Below are 19,552 nucleotides of genomic sequence, written 5' to 3' on the forward strand. Positions count from 1 at the left end.
TACTCCCGGAGCAGCCTCATCCGGAGGAGACCGGCCCGCCTGCCCAAAGCCGGTCATCTGCGGGTATCTGTACCCGCTTTTGTGCCGGACAAAACCCGATACCGACACTATGAGCAACGTGATTTCAGGCCTTCACCATATTACGGCCATTGCCAATAATGCGCAGCGCAACTACGATTTTTATACGCAGACGCTCGGCCTGCGGCTGGTCAAAAAAACCGTCAATTTCGACGATCCCAGCACGTATCATTTCTACTACGGCGACGGGCAGGGCACACCCGGCACCATCCTGACGTTTTTCCCGTGGGAAGGCATTGGTCAGGGGCGTAACGGTGTCGGTATGGCCACCGAAATCGGCTATGCGGTACCCGACAGCAGCCTTGCGTTCTGGCAGGCCCGGTTCCGCGAACTGGGTGTACCAACCGGCGAAGCCGGTGAACGCTTCGGAGAAACATACCTGCCCTTTACCGACCCCGACGGCCTCCATATAACCCTTATCGTACCTGGCCTGGCCGATCAGCGGCCAGGCTGGACCACCGGCGCCATTGACCGGGAATCGGCGCTCCGTGGCTTCCACAGTGTTACGCTGACGCTTCGGGAGATTGACCCGACGGCCCGCGTACTGACCGACATTTTCGGCTACCGGCTAATCGGGCAGGAAGGCAACCGCTATCGTTTTCAAACTGATACAGTATCCACGGCCTCGATTGTGGACCTGCTCGAAGAACCGGGCGGTTCGGCAGGGCGTAACGCGGCCGGGACCAACCACCACGTAGCGTTCCGGGTAGCCAATGAAGAGGTACAGATGGCATTCCGCGAAAAAATCATGAGCAGCGGTCTCCAGATTACCCCGAAAATTAACCGCGACTACTTTTTCTCGCTCTACTTCCGTGAACCGGGCGGCGTGCTGTTTGAGATTGCCACCGATAATCCGGGCTTTACCGTCGACGAGCCGCTGGAACAACTGGGTACTGCCCTGAAACTACCGGAGCAGTATGCCGGTGCCCGTGCGCGGATCGAGAAAGCACTTCCGGTGCTCAAAAGCCGGTAAGTCATTTAACGCCCTCTGCCAGTCCCTTATGCATCTTAACCTCCTTGATCAGTAAAGCAACCCTATTTTTCCCTCTCCCATGCAGACAATCGGAATTTCTGACCAGAACCGCGAAGTAGTCGCCCATCAGCTGAGCCAACTGCTGGCCGATGAATTCGTGTTGTATACCAAAACCCTCAACGCGCACTGGAATCTGGAAGGCCCTGATTTCCACGCCATGCATCTGTATCTGGAAACGCTGTATACCGAAGCAGCGGAGATCGTCGATTCGGTAGCCGAACGCATCCGGCAGCTTGATCATTATGCGCCGGGTACGCTGAAGCAGTTCCTTCAGCTTACGCACCTCAGCGAACAGACTGAAGGCGGTAATGACAGCCGCAGCCTGCTGAAACAGCTGCTAAGCGATCACGAAAGCATTATCACCTCTATCCGCGGGTCAATCAACGCGTTTCAGGATGCCCACAAGGACGCCGGTACGGGTGATTTTATTACCGGTCTGCTGGGTACTCACGAAAAAACAGCCTGGATGCTGCGCGCCCATCTCAAATAACCTACTTACTCTTTTTTACCTGAACGTACTCTGTTTCAGGCCCAGCCACAGATCCGGTAACGGTATCTGTGGCTGCTGTTTTCTGCACGTTCGTACCGGATTCCGGGCCAGCTGTTTTATTTTTGTTTTTCTGCCTGACATTCCGGTTTTCCGGCCACGCTTATGATCCGCTTCTGTTTTCTCATCACCGGTTTGCTCTGTACGGTTTCCCTGGCAATGTCGGAGCCGCTGGTGCCCTTGCTACGGCCACATACCCTTGACAGCCTGAAGCACACGTTACAATCAAAGCGGGAGACAAGAAGCCGCGTGGATGCCCTGCTGCTGCTGAGCAACGATCAGATTACCCGGTACGAAGAACTTGAAATTGATCCGGTTGATGCAGAGCAGTATATCCGGCAGGCAACCCGGCTAAGTGAAGCACTCGGGTATACCGACGGCCGGATTCGGAGCCTGTGTGCCCGGGGGCGGCTGGCCGGCATTCGCGGCGACCGGAAAACCGCCGAAACCCTGCTCCGGCAGGTACTGGCTCAGTACGTCCGACAAGGTATGCTGAGCAGGCAGGCAGCGACCTGGTATTATCTGGGTCAGCTCTATGGCCGTAACGCGGAGGAGCTCCCTGAAAAAATAAGCTGCTACGAGCAGGCCATGACCTTGTTCCGGCAGGCGGGGCAGGTGGCTGATCAGGCCTATATGCTCAAAAATATTGCGGATATGCACCTCTTGCAGGGGCATCCGGCACAGGCCGAACAGGAATTAAGGCAGGTACTGGCCATGTACCGCTCCATTCATTACCCGAACCTGCATTACACCTACGATCTGCTTGGCTCCATTTACCATAATAATCTGAACAATTACGATCAGGCGCTGAAGTACATGCTGCTTACCCTGGAAAGTGCCACTGCCAGCAAAGACAGTATGTATCTCAGCAGTTTCCACCTAAGTTTAGGCGTTTTATACGACGAATTAAAACAATGGCAGACCGCCCTTACGCACTACCACAAAGCCCTTGACCTGTTTGCCCGGGATAACAGTGCGATGATGGTGCACAACATTGCCCACAGCATAACCAGTGTGCTGATTGCGCATGACAGTCCGCAGGCCGCGCTGACGTTTTATCAACGGATTCTGCGGCAATATCCCCTGCCGCCCGCCTCGAACGAATGGTCGCAGGTGTACATGACATTGGCAGACTGTTATTCGGCCCTGAAGCAATACCGGCTGGCGGAGCACTATTACCTGAAAATGCTGGCAACCCGCTCCAAAAAAGCCCCGCTGGATAATGCTGCCATTGCTGCCCACATCAAGACCGGTACGTTTTTCGTCAAGGTACAGAAGTACGATCAGGCACGCTACTACCTGGGGCGGGCAATGGATATGCTGAAAGAAGCGGGTTATGTGCGGGGAACGCCCAGCGTGCACCTGCAGCTGTTTAAGGTAGACTCGGCACAACAGAATTACCCTGCCGCCATTGCCCACTACCAGAAATACAAAGCCCTCAGCGACTCTATCTTTAACGAGCGGAAAAGCCAGCAAATCGCCAATCTGGAAATCAGCTACAACACCCGCAAAAAAGAACAGGATATTGCGCTGCTGACCCGGCAAAACCAGCTCCAGCAGGCGCGCATCCGTGCGAAGGACCTGCAACGCAACAGCATCATTGCCGGTTCGGCCTTGCTGATTCTGCTGTCGGCGCTGCTCTATAACCGCTACCGGCTCAAACAACGCAGCAACCGGCTGCTCGAAGCCAAGCAGATTGAAATTAACCTCAAAAACAGCTCGCTGGAGCAGATTTTACAGGAAAAAGAACACCTGCTGGCGGAGAAGGAATGGATGCTGAAAGAAATTCACCACCGCGTAAAAAACAACATGCAGATCATCATCAGCATGCTGAATGCGCAGGCCGACTTTCTGGAAGACCCGCAGGCGCTGACCGCCATCCTGGACAGCCGGAACCGGGTGAATGCCATGGCGTTGATTCACCAGAAACTATACCAGACCGACAGCCTGTCGCTGGTAAGCATGCCGGAATTTGTCCGCGAACTGACCGACCATCTCCTGAGCTCATACAGCCTCCGGATACCCGTTCAGACCAACCTGGATATCGATGATGTCAGTCTGGACGTAACCAGAGCCATACCCATCGGCCTGATTATCAACGAGGCCGTAACCAATTCGCTTAAATACGCCTTCCCCGTCCAGGCATCCGGCAGCCTTCATATCACCCTGAGCGCCCCCGGACCGGCCATCTGCCGGCTAATTATCTGCGACAACGGTGTTGGCTTCCCCAACAGCCTCGACACGGCACGCAGCAACACCCTCGGCCTGCTGATGATCCGCGGGCTGAGCCAGCAGCTCGGCGGGCAGCTCTCTATTCAGAACGACGGTGGCGTCCGGATTCAGCTGACGTTTAACGCAGCCTGATACCGCCTGTTCTTACCGGCGCGGCATGTGGATATGCAGTTTTTTCATCCGCGCTTCCAGCGTTGTCGGTTTCAGATTCAGCAGCTCGGCCGCCCCGCCATGCCCCCGTATGCGGTTGCCCGATTTTTTCAGGGCAGCCAGGATGGCCGCCCGCATGGTTTCTTCAATGGGCTGTATGTCGCCCGAAACCGGCGGCCCGCCATAAACGGGTGCCGACAGACCGGCCGGCGATAACGGTTCGGCCAGCCGGAGTGTCGGGGGTTGTGACAGAATAGCCGCCCGTTCCAGCACATGCTCAAGTTCGCGGATGTTGCCCGGCCACGAATAGGCCAGCAGTTGAAGCAGCGAATCGCCCGCAATACCCGTCAGCGGCTTGCCCAGCTTTTTGCTGATCCGGCGCAGAAAATACACCGCCAGCGGGCGTATGTCTTCCGGACGTTCGCGCAGGGCGGGTACCCGGATCGGGAATACATTGAGCCGGTAGTACAGGTCTGACCGGAAACGCCCTTCGGCCACCTCCTGCTGCAGATTCCGGTTTGTGGCGGCAATGATGCGGGTATCAATCCGGATGGGTCCTTTTCCGCCGATCCGTTCAATTTCCTTTTCCTGAATTGCCCGCAATAATTTGGCCTGTAGTTCGAGCGGCAACTCACCGATCTCGTCGAGGAATAAAGTGCCGCCATTAGCCAGTTCAAACTTGCCGATCCGCTTTTCGGTTGCTCCGGTAAAACTGCCTTTTTCATGCCCGAACAACTCCGATTCAATCAGCTGAGCAGGCAGGGCCGCACAGTTGATTTTCACCACAGCCCGCTCTTTCCGCGCCGAGAGGGTATGAATGGCTCTGGCAACCAGTTCTTTTCCGGTTCCGGTCTCCCCCATGATCAGCACCGTTGCCTCCGTCGGCGCCACCTGGCTTACGTTGGTAAAAACAGCCTGAATAGCAGGGCTGCTCCCGATGATTTCCCCGAAATTATGGTTTGTTTTGAGTTCCTCGGTCAGGTATATTTTTTCGAGTTCCAGCTGTTCGCTGAGGGTTTTAATCCGCTCGAAGGCCAATAGATTTTCCAGGGCCAGCCCCATCTGCACACTGAGGTCCTGCATTGTACGCAGGTCTTTATAGGTAAAGGCAAACGGTGCCTTACTGGCCAGCACCAGTGACGCCATCAGCTGGTCTTTGATAAAAACAGGCACATACATGGAAGATTGCAGGTCGCTGTTTTTGCGGTAAAACTCATTCGGAAGTGCGCCGGAAAACGGAATCCCAACGTGTAGGGCCGGTTTCAGCAGCAGTACCCGCAGATCGGCCTGTGCGGTGTCATCACCGGCAAACAGCGACGGCAGGCCCTGACCGGCAACAGGCACAAAATGGCCGTTTTCTTTCTGTACCGTGCTGCCGGTCTGCGCAGTACCATCCAGCTGATACATTCCTGCCAGATCAACCGGTATGAGTCCATTGATAGCCTGCGCCACTTCTGCCAGGATCGCCTCCCGGTTAATGCCGTTCCGGAACGCATGCACAATGGCGAGTTCAATAGCCTTAATCTGTCGGCGGGCTTCGAGTTCTTCGTAGGCGAGCAGATTTTCCAGCGCCAGGGCAATTTGTGGGATGACCAGGTTAACGGCCTGATAATCGCTTTCCGTAAAGCCATCGGCATCTGTCTTCGATAAAATAATTGTCGTCAAGGAATTACGCTTCAGCTGCACGGGAAAAAGTGCCAGCGACCGGACACCGAAATTATCCCGGCACGACCGGGCGGTAATGTAGGTTTCGCAGAGCAGATCAAATGCTTCGCCGGTAAAAACGCCCTTTACCTCGCCAAGCCGGTCGGGGGCTTCGCGGTCCAGTTTTTCAAACAACAGTTCATCGGGTTCGTTCCGCAGCAACGCCGCCAGGTTTACCCGTCCGAAGGTATCGTCGGCGTATTTTTCCAGCATCAGCCAATAAAACGACGATTCATCCGGTAAACCAATCCGCAGATTCAGGTACCCGAACGGCACCAGCTGATTAAGTTGCCGAGCAATGGCCAGACACAACGCTTCACGGTCCTGAATGGTAACAATGGCGTTGTTCACCGCAATCTGTATGGTCTGCTGCTGCCGGAGTTTTGCCTCCTCCGAATGGGCGTGCCGATAGCGTGCAATGTCGAGTGTTGTCAGCACATCTTTTTCCCGGAATGGTTTGGTCAGAAAGCCAAACGGCTGGGTTACCCGGGCCGCTTCCAGAATGCCGTCGGTCAGGTTGGCAGAAAGGTACACAAACGGAATAGCGAACCGGTTGAGCCAGTGGGCCAGGTCGATCCCGGTCCGGGCGCCGGAGAGGAAAATATCCAGCAATACAATATCGGGCCGCTGTTCGTCAATACTGGCTTTTGCTTCCTCGACCGAACAAGCCAGACCCACGACCTGATAACCGGCTTTTGTCAGCATACGCCGGAGATCATGGGCAATAAGAAACTCATCCTCAACGATTAAGAGCGAAGGGAGTGCCGCCGGTTCAGTAAGAAAGCTCATGTGGGCTGTATCTGGTTGCTACTGTAAAGATACAACCGTCCGCCAACTCCATTATCAATCTCCAATATATTGGAGCTTCTATTATTTTGGAGGAAGCCCCCGGCTCCTACCTCCCACATAAACACTTATCCATCAGCAACTTAACACAAATACACATGATTACCTACAGGTTGGCACTGTAATCGTACAGACAGGTGTATTGGCCTGCTTCATGTTAACAAATCATGTGATTATGTCTTACTCAACCCTGCATGAACCACTCGTTATCCGGCAACAGGAGCTATCGTCCGGCACCAGTCAGCGGCATATGCCACATCATTACGAATTACTGATTGTCAGATCGGGCACAGGAAACCAGCTCATTAACGATTCCCGGCTACCCTATCAGGCGGGAGATGTCATTCTGATTTTTCCGGAAGATATACATTGTCTGGAAGTGCAGCAGCATACGCAATGGCAACGCATAGCCTTTACGCCGGTGTATCTGGCCGACCTGATGACCACGAGCGGGCAGCAGTGGACCAGTCTCGGTGCGCGGCCATCAGCCCAACCTGTCCGGTTCGCGGCCAATCCGGCTGGTCAACGCCACATTGCGGCCCTGACCGATATTTTATTCGCGGAGGTCCAGCCGACAAACGACCGGCTGGTCAATCCCGTTGTAAATCTGCTGATGACCACCGTGCTTAGTCTGACAGACCGGTTACTGGCGCAGCAAGTGGCGGTGTGTCCCCCACAGGCCTCGCCATTGCTGATCAAACGCGTAATCGGGTATGTATCGCAGCACATTACCGAACCCGATCACCTGCGCATCGAGAAAATGGCCGATGTCTTTAACTATTCGCCGGGTCATCTGGGAGCCCTCTTCAAAAAACACGCCGGCGAGTCTATCCAGCAGTACATCATCCGGCACCGGCTCCGGCTGGTCAAAACCCGTCTGACACTCAGCAGCATGACCGTGTCTCAAATCGCCGATGAGTTCGGTTTTTCGGATGTGTGTCACCTGAACAAACTCTTCAAACGGTATTACCACGACACGCCGACTAATTACCGCCGCTGTCAGATTAGCCAGTGATGGTGCCGTTCGTTTGAAAGCCTTCCGGGAACAGGACTGCTTCCTGGAAGGTAAAATCAGTTCTACTTCAACGGCAAATGCACCTCACACATCATGCAGCGGGCAGAGCCACCGCCGTTGCCTTCGATCATATTGTCCGCAAAGCTTGCCATCGGCTCCGGCGTAATCTCAGTCACCCGTTTTCCCGGCGCTTCCAGCTCCTGCCTGTAGATCTGGCAGGGCCCGCAGGCGCTTTCCGCTAAAAATACCTGGTATTACCGAGCGAAAGGCCATGAAGATGACCGACATGGAAGAAGCCGGCTTTATTTCGACATACCTGACATCATTGGCCCTAACACTCATTTGTTGGTAACGAAAGAGATGGTTACGGAAAAGCGGAGCGGTCTTGTCCGGAACCGCAACCTAAGCTCGTTTTTGTTGTAGGATTCTGTTTTGTTTAACCGCCAATCTGATTTTAGCAGGAGAGATTGTTTTGTTTATCTTTACATATTAAATAATTTATATATTTACATTATTTTTGTTTGCTATTTGACTACAGACACCATGCTAACATTAAAAAAAATGCACCGCTACACTCAGGCACCTATAGAGCACAAAGCGGATCAGATAGTAAAAGGTAACTTAACAGTCAAAGTAAGGGACAAAAGGAATATATCTGATACACTTACCTAACCATAGCAATGAGGACTTTCACCATCTATTGTTACTAAATATGAGATCTTTATTCGCGTTTATAATGTTCTGTTTTAGCTTCGTCAAGGGCTATTCACAAAATGAACTTTATATTCACAGTTTATTTGATACTAAACTTTATTTAGTCGATCTGGATAACTGTACATCAAAGGCCATTGGTGAAATGCCAAATTATATGTACGACTTAGCAATGTCGCCAGATGGACAACTTTACGGTATTTCAAGTAAGAATAATCTATATTTGCTGAACAAGGCTAATGGTACCGGAGAAATAATTTCCACATACCCATATACCCTTAACGCCTTAGTTTATGGATATGATGGTTACTTATATGCGTCGAGTTATAACGGAAATATTTATAAAATAAATCCTAAAGACGGGCGTTCCATATCACTCGGAAACTGTGGATATTCCTCTGGCGGGGATTTAACTTTTTACGAAGGAAATCTATATCTTGCAGGTGCTTCCGGCAATTTGGTACTCATAAATTTGATAAATATTTCAGAATCCAGACCAATAGGAAATGTAAATATTCCGAGTATTTTAGGCATTATAACCGTTGGAGGTACAGATTGTAACGGAGACAGGCCGAAGGTTTTTGCAACAGGAGATAATCAAATCTATGAGATAGATATAAAAAATGCAAGAGCTAAACAAGTATGCACACTGCCTGTCAATAGAATTGGCGGCGCAGCTTCTCTTGCTGAATCATCGAGGCCGATTAGAAAAAAAGCAGGTAAAGATTCTACGATTTCGTTATGTTATAACGCTTTAGTGAAACTAGATCTGAATCAATATCTCAGACAGAACGATAGCGATGGCTTTTGGAGAAACAGCAACGATATAAATCCGATAACAAGTTCCGGAATTTTAGCATCAGAAAATCTACCGGGTGGCGTTTATAAATTTCAATATATAGTAGGAAATAACTTTTGTGCTGACACCGCAGTTATTACTCTTAACCTAAAGAAAACGGTAGAAATCGAAAAAATACGTTTAACATCGTCAGGGTGTTATAATAAAAACGGATCGATTCAGGTCAATATAATGGATCCAACCGGATTCGAGTTTGCCATTAACAACCAAAACTTTCAAAACAGTAACATATTCTTAAATCTGGAAAATGGTAGACATAAAATAACTGTTCGCAATCAAACAGGTTGCTTATTGGATACTGTGGTTATAATACCGTCTGATCTTGTGCCAGAACTCGATAAAATTGACGTTAAGAATACAAGTTGTGGTAAGTCAAATGGAAGTATTACGGTTATTGCTAATAGCAGTAACAATACGTTCAGCCTCGATGACATAAGTTATCAAAATTCTAACCAATTCAATAATTTACAACATGGCGACTATACAATCTATCTAAAAAACGCGAATGGATGCAAATATTCTAAAAATATAATAATTAATTCAAGTAGCGCGCCGGAAATCATTTCAGTTATTGAAAATGGGACTAGTTGTAATTTAACAAATGGGTCCATAACGATAAATGCCTCCGGCGGAAAAGGAACCTTAACCTTCAGCAACAATGGCAAATATTTCACCTACTCTAACATCTTTAACAATTTAAAATCAGGCTACTACAATATTGTTGTGAAAGACTCACTGAACTGTATGGATAATAAACCAGTACAGATAACAAGCAGTAGTAGCCCGAAAATATCTTTTATCAAGGCCGAACCGGCAACTTGTGGAATGGCTGATGGAAAACTAATAATAGAAGCAGACAGTGGAGTTGCGCCACTATTATACTCTATTGATAATATCAATTTTATTCCTGCCTCGAACTTTGATTTTTTAACAAGCGGCGATTATGAAGTTTATGTAAAAGACAGCAAGAATTGTATATCTTCACAAAAAATAACAGTAAAATCAAATTGCATCAATACGATATATATACCGACAGCTTTTAGCCCTAACGATGATGGAATTAATGATTTTCTACCGATATTTTTCCCTGACAATACTATAAAAATAAAACATTTTGAAGTTTTTAACAGATGGGGAACATCCGTATTTAACATTCCAGAAGGCGTTATAATAAAAAGCGGAGAAAAGCTATGGAACGGAGAATATAAAAATGCTACAATTGTAACACAAGGCGTTTATAATTATATACTCAGCATAGAATTTAATAGTGGTGAAATACACACATACCGAAATTCTATATTAGTAGTCTTGTAGCATACCGATCTGCGACGGTAATTTTCAAAAGCAATTTTATCTTAGTCAATCAACCTTCCGGAAACAAAACCGCATGGCAGTTTTTATTTTTAACTTCCCGGAAGGTTGATTATCAGTTCTACTTCAACGGCAAATGCACCTCACACATCATGCAGCGGGCAGAGCCACCGCCGTTGCCTTCGATCATCGATAAGTCGAAATGCATAATCCGTGCGTAGTCGTCCAGCACATCGATTTGTTTGTCTGTCAGTGACTTATAGGCCTGATCAGACATTACCAGCAGTTTCTGCCCCTTCTGCGTATTGACCAGCAGCATATTGCCCGCAAAGCTTGCCATCTGCTCCGGCGTAATTTCAACTACCCGTTTTCCCAGCGTCTCCAGTTCCTGCCGCACCGCCAGCCGCTCGTCGATATCGGGAATGGCCTGCAGGCAGATCACCGCAAACGTATCGCCTATACACATCACCACATTGGTGTGATAAACAGGCTTACCACCGGCATCAACCGCGTGAAATGCCACGGCCCGGTAACCGGTCTTTTCGGCAAAGGCAGCGAGCACCTCCGCATCCGTGCGGGGCGACAAACAGGCAAAGGCAACCCGGTTCATCCGGTCGAGTACCAGGCTACCGGTGCCTTCCAGAAACTTACCCTCCTTTTCGTACGCGCTCAGGTCGACCACGCTGCCAACGATAAAACGCGTAGCCAGATCGTCGATAATGTCCTGCCGGCGTTCGGCCCGCCGGTTTTCGGCCTGCATCGGATACAGAATTACCTTCCCGCTGAAGTGAAACGACACCCAGTTGTTGGGGAAAACCGAATCAGGTGTATGCGGATCGGCGGTATCGTCATACACCATCACATCAACGCCGGCAGCCGTCAGGTGGCGTACCATATCGTCGAACTCCCGAAGTGCTACTTCCTGAGCCGTTTCTTTGGTTTCTTCGGCCAGTTCCGCATTCTGGAAGGCATTTGATTCAGCGGTTTGCTGGTTAAAACCGAACTGTACGGGCCGAATCATGAGTATGCGTGAGGTGGTTTGTGACTGCATAGGTTAGTTTGTCAAAAGTCAGAGGGTATTGGCAAAATGCCATTCAGCGCCATAAAATTACAAAAACTCCGGTAGCCGCAGGCAACATGCCCTACAACTTCTCCCGCCAGAGGGGCAGGCTCATGCAGTGTGACCCGCCACGGGCACGGCTCAGCTCGGCCGATGGCAGCATGATAAACGTATTTTCAATGGTTTCGGGCGAACTCTCCCCGCGCTCAAACCGTTCCAGCAACTCACTGGCTTTCAAGACGTCAAACCCCTTGGTCCGGAAAGCTTCCAGCGTTTTGTCATTACGGTCATAGCCAATGACCACCCCATCTTTCAGGGCCAGCAGATTACACGAATCAGTCCACTGTTCGCGGGCACCAAACGGAAACTCGTTGTTGCCGGAATAAATAAACTGTACGGGCTCCGTACTGCCCAGATCATTCTTACTGATATCGGCGAGCAGGTCTTCCAGGTTTTCGATTTCGATGGGCTTATGCTCCAGCCCTTTGATAAACTGAAGTATCTTAAGGTCTTCCGATACGTCTTTCGGCGCAAAAAAATGAATCACATCCCGTTTTTTAGCTTCGTCGCCGGTCCGGCCGAGCGATGCCAGCAGCACCCACACATTCCGTTTCACCTGCGTAAAAATGGTGTCGATGTGCATGTAATCGCGCTTTTTCGGAATCTGAATAACGGTTACCGTATCGACCAGGTTTTTCTGAAAGACGATACGCATGACCTGCTGGGCGGCGTAGAGCGTCGTCCGCTCGCTGACACCGATCAGCAGGTGCCGTGGGGCAATCATCATCACATCGCCTCCTTCCAGCGTTGAGCGGGTCAGGTCTTTGTTAACCTCCGAATCGGCCAGCAGGAACACGTGTTCGTTGTCCGGAATTTCGATGATATTATCGCGGTACGGAGCAAACAGCGGATGGTGGAAAAAGATATACTGGGTGAGCAGGGCCTCCCGTGTGCGCGCATATTTTGCGGGTTTATTGAGCAGAATATGGTCGTTGATGACAATGCCTATGTCGCGGGTAAAGATGAAGTTGGGCACCGGCGCAAAAATCATCGTCATGGCGTCGTCGGGCAGGGTGCCGGATATCAGGATCTTGGCCAGCTCGACCGGATCGTAGCTTTGCAGCCGTTGCTGAGCGGCAAACGAGGTCCGCTCAATCCCGCAGATGGCTGCCACCAACTTGGTTTTAATGACCTCATCCGCCAGAATATCCGACAGCAGACACTGCACGTCAACGACTTTGTCGGACGCAAAATAGGCGGGGTGATCAGGCTTGAAAAAGTTGCGGTCGCTGGCCGGACCCAGTTCTGCAATACGCCCCCTTACTTTATCAGGATCCAGAAAATACAACAAAATCTTAACGTAGTAGTCGTATTCATCCCGTCGCATCGTATCGAGGTGAACGATGTCTTCAAACAGCCAGTCCTGGGCTTTGGAAGGGATTACCTTCCCAAGGCCCCGGTCCGGACTATGGATCAGTAACCGCCGGAGCGTACCGATTTCCGAAGATACATTTAGTTGAAACGCCTTCTCTGTGGTTTTGCCATGTTGCATAACATGTTTCGTCGATGTTTCCGGCAAGATACACAGAAAGCCGTTTATTCATACAGGTCGTCGAGGTCGGCGGCGGCGAGTTCAACGAGCAATTCGCTTATTTTCGATGTCAGGGCCTCCATATAGCGTTCGCCTTTTCCGGGGGTTGCCTGCTTCGGGTTGCCGATGCCGGTATCGTCCGAGACCTTCGACCATTGCCGCTCCGCCCAGGCCCATCCTTCACGGAATGCCGTGATTTTCCAGCGTTTGGCGTCGCCGTTGCCGGCTTCCTCAAGCGGCAGTACCAGATCCGGGTGCAGGTGCATCATCACGCTGGTTTCGAGCTCATCGGCATGGTCTCCTTTTACGTCGAAAAACGCCGACCGGTCGAGGACATTGAACCAGAAACAGGTACTGATAAACATCTTCGGGAACCGCACGCCCAGTTCACGGATCATCTGCCGGAAGTCGTTGCCGCCATGGCTGTTCAGGATCAGAAGCTTGTAGATCCCCTGCCGGTTCAGGACCTCCACGATGTCGTTCAGCACAGCCAGCTGGGTGCCGGGGTGCATGTTGATGTCGAGCAAAATATCCGTCTGTCCTGTATTCACACCAAACGGAATCGTTGGCAGCACGATCACCTTCGCCCCCTGCTCCCAGGCTTTCCGGGCAGATCCGGCTGCAATAGCGTCGGCTTCGTATACGTCCGTTGCATAAGGCAGGTGGTAATTGTGGGCCTCAGTGGCGCCCCACGGCAGAATAGCGAGGTCAAACGATGTATCTTTGACGGCTTTCCAGTTGGTTTCGGCTAAAATATATGGTCGCACCAGGTACGTATTTGGTTTAATGATTCAGGCAAAGCTACGACGAATGAATTGCTTTCAGAAAACAATCCGGTTACAACCCTGCTCACGGGGCTTTCATTTGATTACCCGCACCATCGAACGCGAGTTTCCGGAACTCCGGCAACTGAAAACAGGCATGGTACAGGTCTTTATTCAGCACACATCGGCCAGTCTGACCATCAACGAAAACGCGGATCCGACCGTCCGCGTTGATTTTGAAACGCACTTTAACAAGATGATTCCCGAAAATATGCCCTACTATCAGCACGATTACGAAGGGTCTGATGATATGCCCGCGCACCTGAAAGCGTCGGTACTGGGCTCTTCGGTGATGATTCCGGTCACGAACGGACAGCTGAACCTGGGCACCTGGCAAGGCATCTACCTCTGCGAACACCGCAACCACGGCGGCAGCCGCACGCTCGTGCTGACGGCCTGGGGAAGTTAAAACCGGATATTTTTTTAGATACTAGATGCTGGATGTTCTGGATACTGTAGATATTGGATACTGGATGGGCTCTGATCCTTGATTTTGGATAAACTGATAGCATCTGGTATGATGTTGCCATAATATGGCAAACCAATGGCCCGTAGGGCCACAACAGCCGCAGGCGTCGGTAGAACGTCGGTTCCCACAAAACATTAAATCCCCGTCGCTGTGCCGTCAGGTACAGCACATGCAGTTGTATTGTCACAAAAAAAGCGGCTCAGATGCCTGAGCCGCTTTCCTGCCATCGCTGGTATGCTTACATCGCCAGTTTCCGGGCAACTACTGTACTCAGATACTCGCGGATTGGTTCTATTTTGATTTGGGTCAGCACGTCCTGGGCAAATGCGTACATCAGCAAGGCCTGTGCTTCGGCCCGCGGGATACCCCGTGACCGCATGTAGAACAGCGCCTCATCGTCGAGCATACCCGTTGTTGTTCCGTGCGAACACTTCACGTCATCGGCAAAGATTTCAAGCTGCGGCTTGGTATTCATCGTCGCTTCCGGCGACAACACCACGTTTTTACACGATTGGTACGCGTTGGTTTTCTGCGCATCCTGACGCACAAAGATCTTGCCGTTGAATACCCCCGTCGATTTCTCTTCCAGAATGCCCTTATACAGCTCGCTGCTGTATGAGTTCGGTTTGGCGTGATCGACCAGCGTGTGGTTATCGACAAACTGACGGCCGTTCGGGATATACAGACCGTACATGTAGGCCTCACAGTATTCCCCGTCGAGGACGATGTTCAGGTTGTTCCGGACAAAGCCGCCGTTCAGCGTAACCGTTGCTGAATAAAAGTGACTATTATCGGCCTGATGCACCTGTGTTGTCCCGATGTGGTAAGCCGTATCGGTATCGTTCTGTATTTTATAATGCTCTACATTGGCTTCACGCGCCAGCGTGATTTCGGTCACTACGTTGGTAAAAGCGGCCATATCGCCCAGTGAGCGGTACGATTCAGCAATTTTTACGTTTGCACTGCGACCGACAATAATCAGGTTACGCGGCTGGGCAGCGACCTTTTTTTCGCGGGCGTCATTGATGTAGCGCAGGATAATCGGCTGCTCTACTACGTTTCCGTCCGGCACACGGATAAATACCCCGTCGTGGGCAAATGCCGTATTCAGGGCCGTAAAGGCATTTTCCTGATAGTCGGCCTGCCGCGCAAAGTAGTTGTTGATCGTTTCCGGCTGTGATTTCAGCGCTTCGGCGAAGCTCAGAATCTGCACGTCCGAAGCCGGACTAACGATGGTCGACATCTCCGGTTTGTAGCGACCATTCACAAAGTAAAGGATATTACCTGACAGGTTCGGGATTTCCAGCGTATGCAGGTCATCGGCCGATAAGGTGGAAGGGGTTTCCAGCTCAAACGATTCCTGAATCAGGTTCTTTACATTGGCATACTTCCACTCTTCGTGCTTAATGGTCGGAAAGCCCAGTTTATCAAACTGTTGCAGGGCTGCCCGGCGCACCTGATGCACGGCAGACTTGCTTTCGCCATTGATTCGTTCCTCAGTCACCTGAAAAGCGGCCAGCAACTGGTCTTTCAGCGGAGAGGTCCGGGTATATGATTGAGAATTGGGAGTCATAATTGTTTGGTAGCAGTTTGCTGAGGCTCACGCCCGGCAGTAGGTTTATTGAACAACGGTTTCGGTCAATGCGATACTGCTACAGCTTACTGCTGGTATTCGACTTCAGCCTTAATCCAGTCGTAGCCTTTTTCTTCCAGTTCGAACGCCAGTTCTTTCGGCCCCGACTTCACGATGCGGCCTTTGTACAATACGTGTACGTAGTCGGGTACGATATAATCCAGCAGACGCTGATAGTGGGTAACAACGATTGTTGAGCGTTCCGGAGAGCGCAGTTTATTGACGCCTTCGGCCACAATCCGCAGGGCATCGATATCCAGCCCTGAATCGGTTTCATCCAGGATTGCCAGTTTCGGTTCCAGCATCGCCATCTGGAATACTTCGTTGCGTTTTTTCTCACCACCCGAAAATCCTTCGTTCAGGGAACGGCTCAGGAGCGACTGGTCAATATTTACCAGCTTCATTTTCTCCTTCATCAGTTTCAGGAACTGAACGGCATCCAGGGCGTCCTGGCCACGATACTTGCGGATTTCGTTCATCGCCGTCCGCAGGAAGTTGGTTGTACTTACACCCGGAATCTCAACCGGATACTGAAAGGCGAGGAATATACCTTCGGCAGCCCGCTCTTCGGGTGCCAGTTCTAATAAATCTTTTCCATCAAAGAGAACACTCCCTGCGGTTACTTCGTAGTCTTCACGACCCGCCAGTACCGATGCCAGTGTACTTTTTCCTGAGCCATTCGGGCCCATAATCGCATGAACCTCACCGGCTTTCACCTCAAGGTTAATGCCCTTTAGAATTTCTTTTTCCCCAATCGAGGCCTGCAAATTACTGATAGTAAGCATAATAGGTCAGTCGTAACGGCTGTAAAAGAACTGCAAAAGTAGCGCTAAATCAGATTGATTCTACGTAACCAACAAAAATGAGTTAATAAAAGTTGATTTTGTGGCTTCTGAAATGCAAATAAAACCCTGACAAGCAGATGCAAAGAAGCCCGGCTTCATCTGAGCCGGGCTTGCCTGACATACTTGCTTATTCCTTCGGCATCGAACCAAAGGAGATCGTTTATGGCAGCGTCGCTACCCTTGATTTCGTTTTCCGGATTACGGCCGGTACACAGATCTCCGCCGGGCACTGGCAATTGGTTACCACATCTACCCGGACATCCCGGTAGCAACCCAGTGCACTATATACCCGGACGGTATATGGCTGATCCCCCGCGAGGTTAGCCGCAATCACGCCATTGGCCGGTATCGCCGTCAGCACCGGATTTACCGTCGTGAAGCTGCCTCCCGCCGAGATCGCAACGCTGTATGAGGTCGGATCGCCCAGGCCCGTTACCGTCAGCTGGCCGTTTTGTTGCGGCTGGCTCGCAATACAGGTTGGCGACTTCGCCATTACCGAGAAGAGCGGTACGCTGTCGGCTTCAATCACAACCGGACAGCAGGACAGATCCGGACATAACCCCGGTGCATCGTTTACCACAACCCGGTACTCACCAAAGGCCGTTGCTGTAAATGTATTGACCGGGCCTTCGTATGCTTTCACTTCAGAACCTGTAACCGGTTTAAAGAACCATTGATATAAACTGTAACCGGCAGGCGCAGAAAGTTCATATTCAAAAGTAGCTCCCGCACAGACTTTTACTGGTACTGAGGTACAAACTTTTGCAATAGCTCCCGGAATTATCGCCGTGTTGTAGACCACACCTTCTTCCGTGATGCTGGCAGAAAATACCAGAGTAACGGTCGCACTCGCCGGCAGGCTTGGAATAGTCCACTGGCTCACCGGATTTCCGGGCGAGAACGTACCGGTCGACACGTTGATTGAACCAGTCTGAATCGCTAATCCGCTGCTTACAGAATCGCGAACCACAACATTGGTTGCTGCACTCGGCCCACCGTTACTGACAATCAGCGTATACGTGATCAGATCACCTACTTTGGCACGACTGGCACTCACGAGTTTTACGATGGAGAGCGATGTCTGTTCGTTCACACTGACGGTCACCGAACCAGTGGCTACGCACTGACCGGTTGCACAGGAAGCGGTGTAGGTAGTGGTGACTACCGGATTGACAATAATATTCGGCTGCCCGTTATACTGGCTGCCTGCCGACCAGGTCAGCGTCCCGCTCTGACAACCGGTAGCCGTCAGGGTGACACTCTGCCCGGCCGTTGCGGTCTGACTCGAAGCAGTGACCGCTAAGGTATTTCCGATGCCGACAGACACCGGAATGACCAGTGTCAGCACCGGACTGCCCAGCAAGCTCGCCGTGACAGTTAAGCCCTGGGTGCCGCTCAGTAATCCGTCGACGGTAGCTACACCGGCTGAGTTTACCGCACTGACCGTAGCACCTACCGGACCGGTTATGGCCAGTTGAACGAGCGGGTTGGTGAGGCCAAAATTAAGCGGTACCAGCGTCAGAGACAGGGTCTGCCCCAAACAAATCACATTGTTTAATGCAACATCCAGCAATGGCGCCACCACCGTCAGGTTGATGATCGTCGTCGGGCTCACACACGTTCCGTTACCGCAAACCAGCGACAAGGTCTGTACGCCAAGTGCTGAAGTCGATACCGGTACGATGCCCTGCACCGGATTCAGCAGTGTTCCCAATGTCCCGGCCGGACACAGGCCGGTCAGGGATACCGTGCTGCCTACCACTGTTGTCAGCGTTGTGGGTAATGATGGTGGCAATAAGCTGCCCACATTCACCGGAATCGGCAAGGTCAGTACCGGATTCCCCAGCACACTGGCGGTCAGCGTCAGCGTTGACGGGCCGGTTGGCAGACCATTGACCGTTAAGACACCGTCCGGACCAAGCGCCGAGATGGTGGCCCCTACCGGACCGGTTACGGCCAGCTGAATGAGCGGATTCGTCAGCCCGAAGTTGACCGGTAACAGCGTCAGCGACAGCGGTCCGTTAATGCAGGCAATCGTGCTGGTCAGTACCTGTACGATTGGCGCGACAATTGACAGGTTGACGATGCTTGTCGGGCTCAGACAGGTTCCGTTACCGCAGACGAGTGACAGGGTCTGTACCCCAACGGCCGTGGTTGATATGGGAATGACGTTTTGCAGCGGATTCAGCAGCGTACCCAGCGTACCGGTCGGACACAGGCCCGATAAGGATAACGTACTGCCAACGAGGGCCGTCAGCGTCGATGGCAGCGATGGAGCAAACGGGATGGGCAGCGTCGTCACCGGCAACGGCAGACTGAGCACCTGAGTACCCGCCACGCTGACACTAACCGTTAGTGTGGTTGTACCCGATGTCAGGCCGCTTACCGTTAAAGCACCATCCGGCCCTAAGACAGACACCGTTGTATTGGCCGGACCGCTCACACCCACACGGATCAGCGGGTTGGCCAGACTGAAGTTGCCCGGCAGAACGGTTAAGGACAGGTTCTGCCCTACACACACCAGTCCTCCCTGCAATACCTGAAGCAGCGGAGCCACCACGCTCAGGTTCAGAATACTGGTCGGGCTTAAACAGGTTCCGTTACCACAGACAAGCGACAGGGTCTGTACCCCAACGGCCGTGGT

13 protein-coding genes are annotated in these 19,552 nt (G+C 51.5%); 6 read left to right on the forward strand and 7 right to left on the reverse strand.

The features are described from left to right. The first annotated feature begins 109 nt into the window (after positions 1–109). From BLX24_RS27620 to BLX24_RS27630, 3 genes are all read left to right on the forward strand, one after another. Complete coding sequence (locus BLX24_RS27620) at positions 110–1,051, forward strand: ring-cleaving dioxygenase (RefSeq protein ID WP_071506471.1); 942 nt, start codon at positions 110–112, stop codon at positions 1,049–1,051. Positions 1,052–1,130: 79 nt separating this feature from the next. Further along, positions 1,131–1,601: a Dps family protein gene (locus BLX24_RS27625; RefSeq protein WP_071506472.1), complete on the forward strand. Its 471-nt coding sequence runs from the start codon at positions 1,131–1,133 to the stop codon at positions 1,599–1,601. A gap of 162 nt (positions 1,602–1,763) precedes the next feature. Further along, on the forward strand, positions 1,764–4,022 hold the full coding sequence (locus tag BLX24_RS27630) for a tetratricopeptide repeat-containing sensor histidine kinase (RefSeq protein WP_071506473.1): 2,259 nt from the start codon (positions 1,764–1,766) through the stop codon (positions 4,020–4,022). Positions 4,023–4,034: 12 nt separating this feature from the next. On the opposite strand, the gene BLX24_RS27635 is transcribed toward BLX24_RS27630, so the two are convergent. Beyond that, positions 4,035–6,533, reverse strand: coding sequence for a sigma 54-interacting transcriptional regulator (locus BLX24_RS27635; RefSeq protein WP_071506474.1), 2,499 nt, complete (start codon positions 6,531–6,533; stop codon positions 4,035–4,037). A gap of 232 nt (positions 6,534–6,765) precedes the next feature. On the opposite strand from BLX24_RS27635, the gene BLX24_RS27640 reads away from it, so the two are divergent. Continuing rightward, on the forward strand, positions 6,766–7,605 hold the full coding sequence (locus BLX24_RS27640; protein WP_071506481.1) for an AraC family transcriptional regulator: 840 nt from the start codon (positions 6,766–6,768) through the stop codon (positions 7,603–7,605). Between the two features lie 712 nt (positions 7,606–8,317). Beyond that, on the forward strand, positions 8,318–10,489 hold the full coding sequence (locus BLX24_RS27645; RefSeq protein ID WP_071506475.1) for a T9SS type B sorting domain-containing protein: 2,172 nt from the start codon (positions 8,318–8,320) through the stop codon (positions 10,487–10,489). Between the two features lie 118 nt (positions 10,490–10,607). Here the strand turns inward: BLX24_RS27645 and ctlX are convergent, their stop codons facing one another. The 3 genes from ctlX to BLX24_RS27660 form a co-directional block, all read right to left on the reverse strand. Continuing rightward, on the reverse strand, positions 10,608–11,537 hold the full coding sequence (ctlX, locus tag BLX24_RS27650; RefSeq protein ID WP_071506476.1) for a citrulline utilization hydrolase CtlX: 930 nt from the start codon (positions 11,535–11,537) through the stop codon (positions 10,608–10,610). Positions 11,538–11,628: 91 nt separating this feature from the next. Further along, on the reverse strand, positions 11,629–13,098 hold the full coding sequence (locus BLX24_RS27655; RefSeq protein ID WP_071506482.1) for an arginine deiminase family protein: 1,470 nt from the start codon (positions 13,096–13,098) through the stop codon (positions 11,629–11,631). A 44-nt stretch (positions 13,099–13,142) separates the two neighbouring features. Further along, positions 13,143–13,904 carry a creatininase family protein gene (locus tag BLX24_RS27660; protein ID WP_071506477.1) on the reverse strand — a complete coding sequence of 254 codons (762 nt, stop codon included), beginning with the start codon at positions 13,902–13,904 and terminating at the stop codon, positions 13,143–13,145. Between the two features lie 43 nt (positions 13,905–13,947). Here BLX24_RS27660 and BLX24_RS27665 point away from each other — a divergent pair, with 43 nt between their 5' ends. Then, positions 13,948–14,370 carry a secondary thiamine-phosphate synthase enzyme YjbQ gene (locus tag BLX24_RS27665; RefSeq protein ID WP_071506478.1) on the forward strand — a complete coding sequence of 141 codons (423 nt, stop codon included), beginning with the start codon at positions 13,948–13,950 and terminating at the stop codon, positions 14,368–14,370. A gap of 298 nt (positions 14,371–14,668) precedes the next feature. Here BLX24_RS27665 and sufD read toward each other — a convergent pair whose 3' ends face one another. From sufD to BLX24_RS27680, 3 genes are all read right to left on the reverse strand, one after another. Beyond that, a complete protein-coding gene (gene sufD, locus BLX24_RS27670; RefSeq protein WP_071506479.1) occupies positions 14,669–16,003 on the reverse strand; it encodes a Fe-S cluster assembly protein SufD in 1,335 nt (444 codons plus the stop codon). An 86-nt stretch (positions 16,004–16,089) separates the two neighbouring features. After that, positions 16,090–16,848, reverse strand: coding sequence for a Fe-S cluster assembly ATPase SufC (gene sufC, locus BLX24_RS27675; RefSeq protein ID WP_071506480.1), 759 nt, complete (start codon positions 16,846–16,848; stop codon positions 16,090–16,092). Between the two features lie 220 nt (positions 16,849–17,068). Continuing rightward, positions 17,069–19,552 (reverse strand): DUF11 domain-containing protein (locus BLX24_RS27680; protein WP_143092837.1); only part of this gene is annotated, 2,484 nt, incomplete at its 5' end.

Source organism: Arsenicibacter rosenii, assembly GCF_001870735.1.
GTDB classification, from domain to species: Bacteria; Bacteroidota; Bacteroidia; order Cytophagales; family Spirosomataceae; genus Arsenicibacter; species Arsenicibacter rosenii.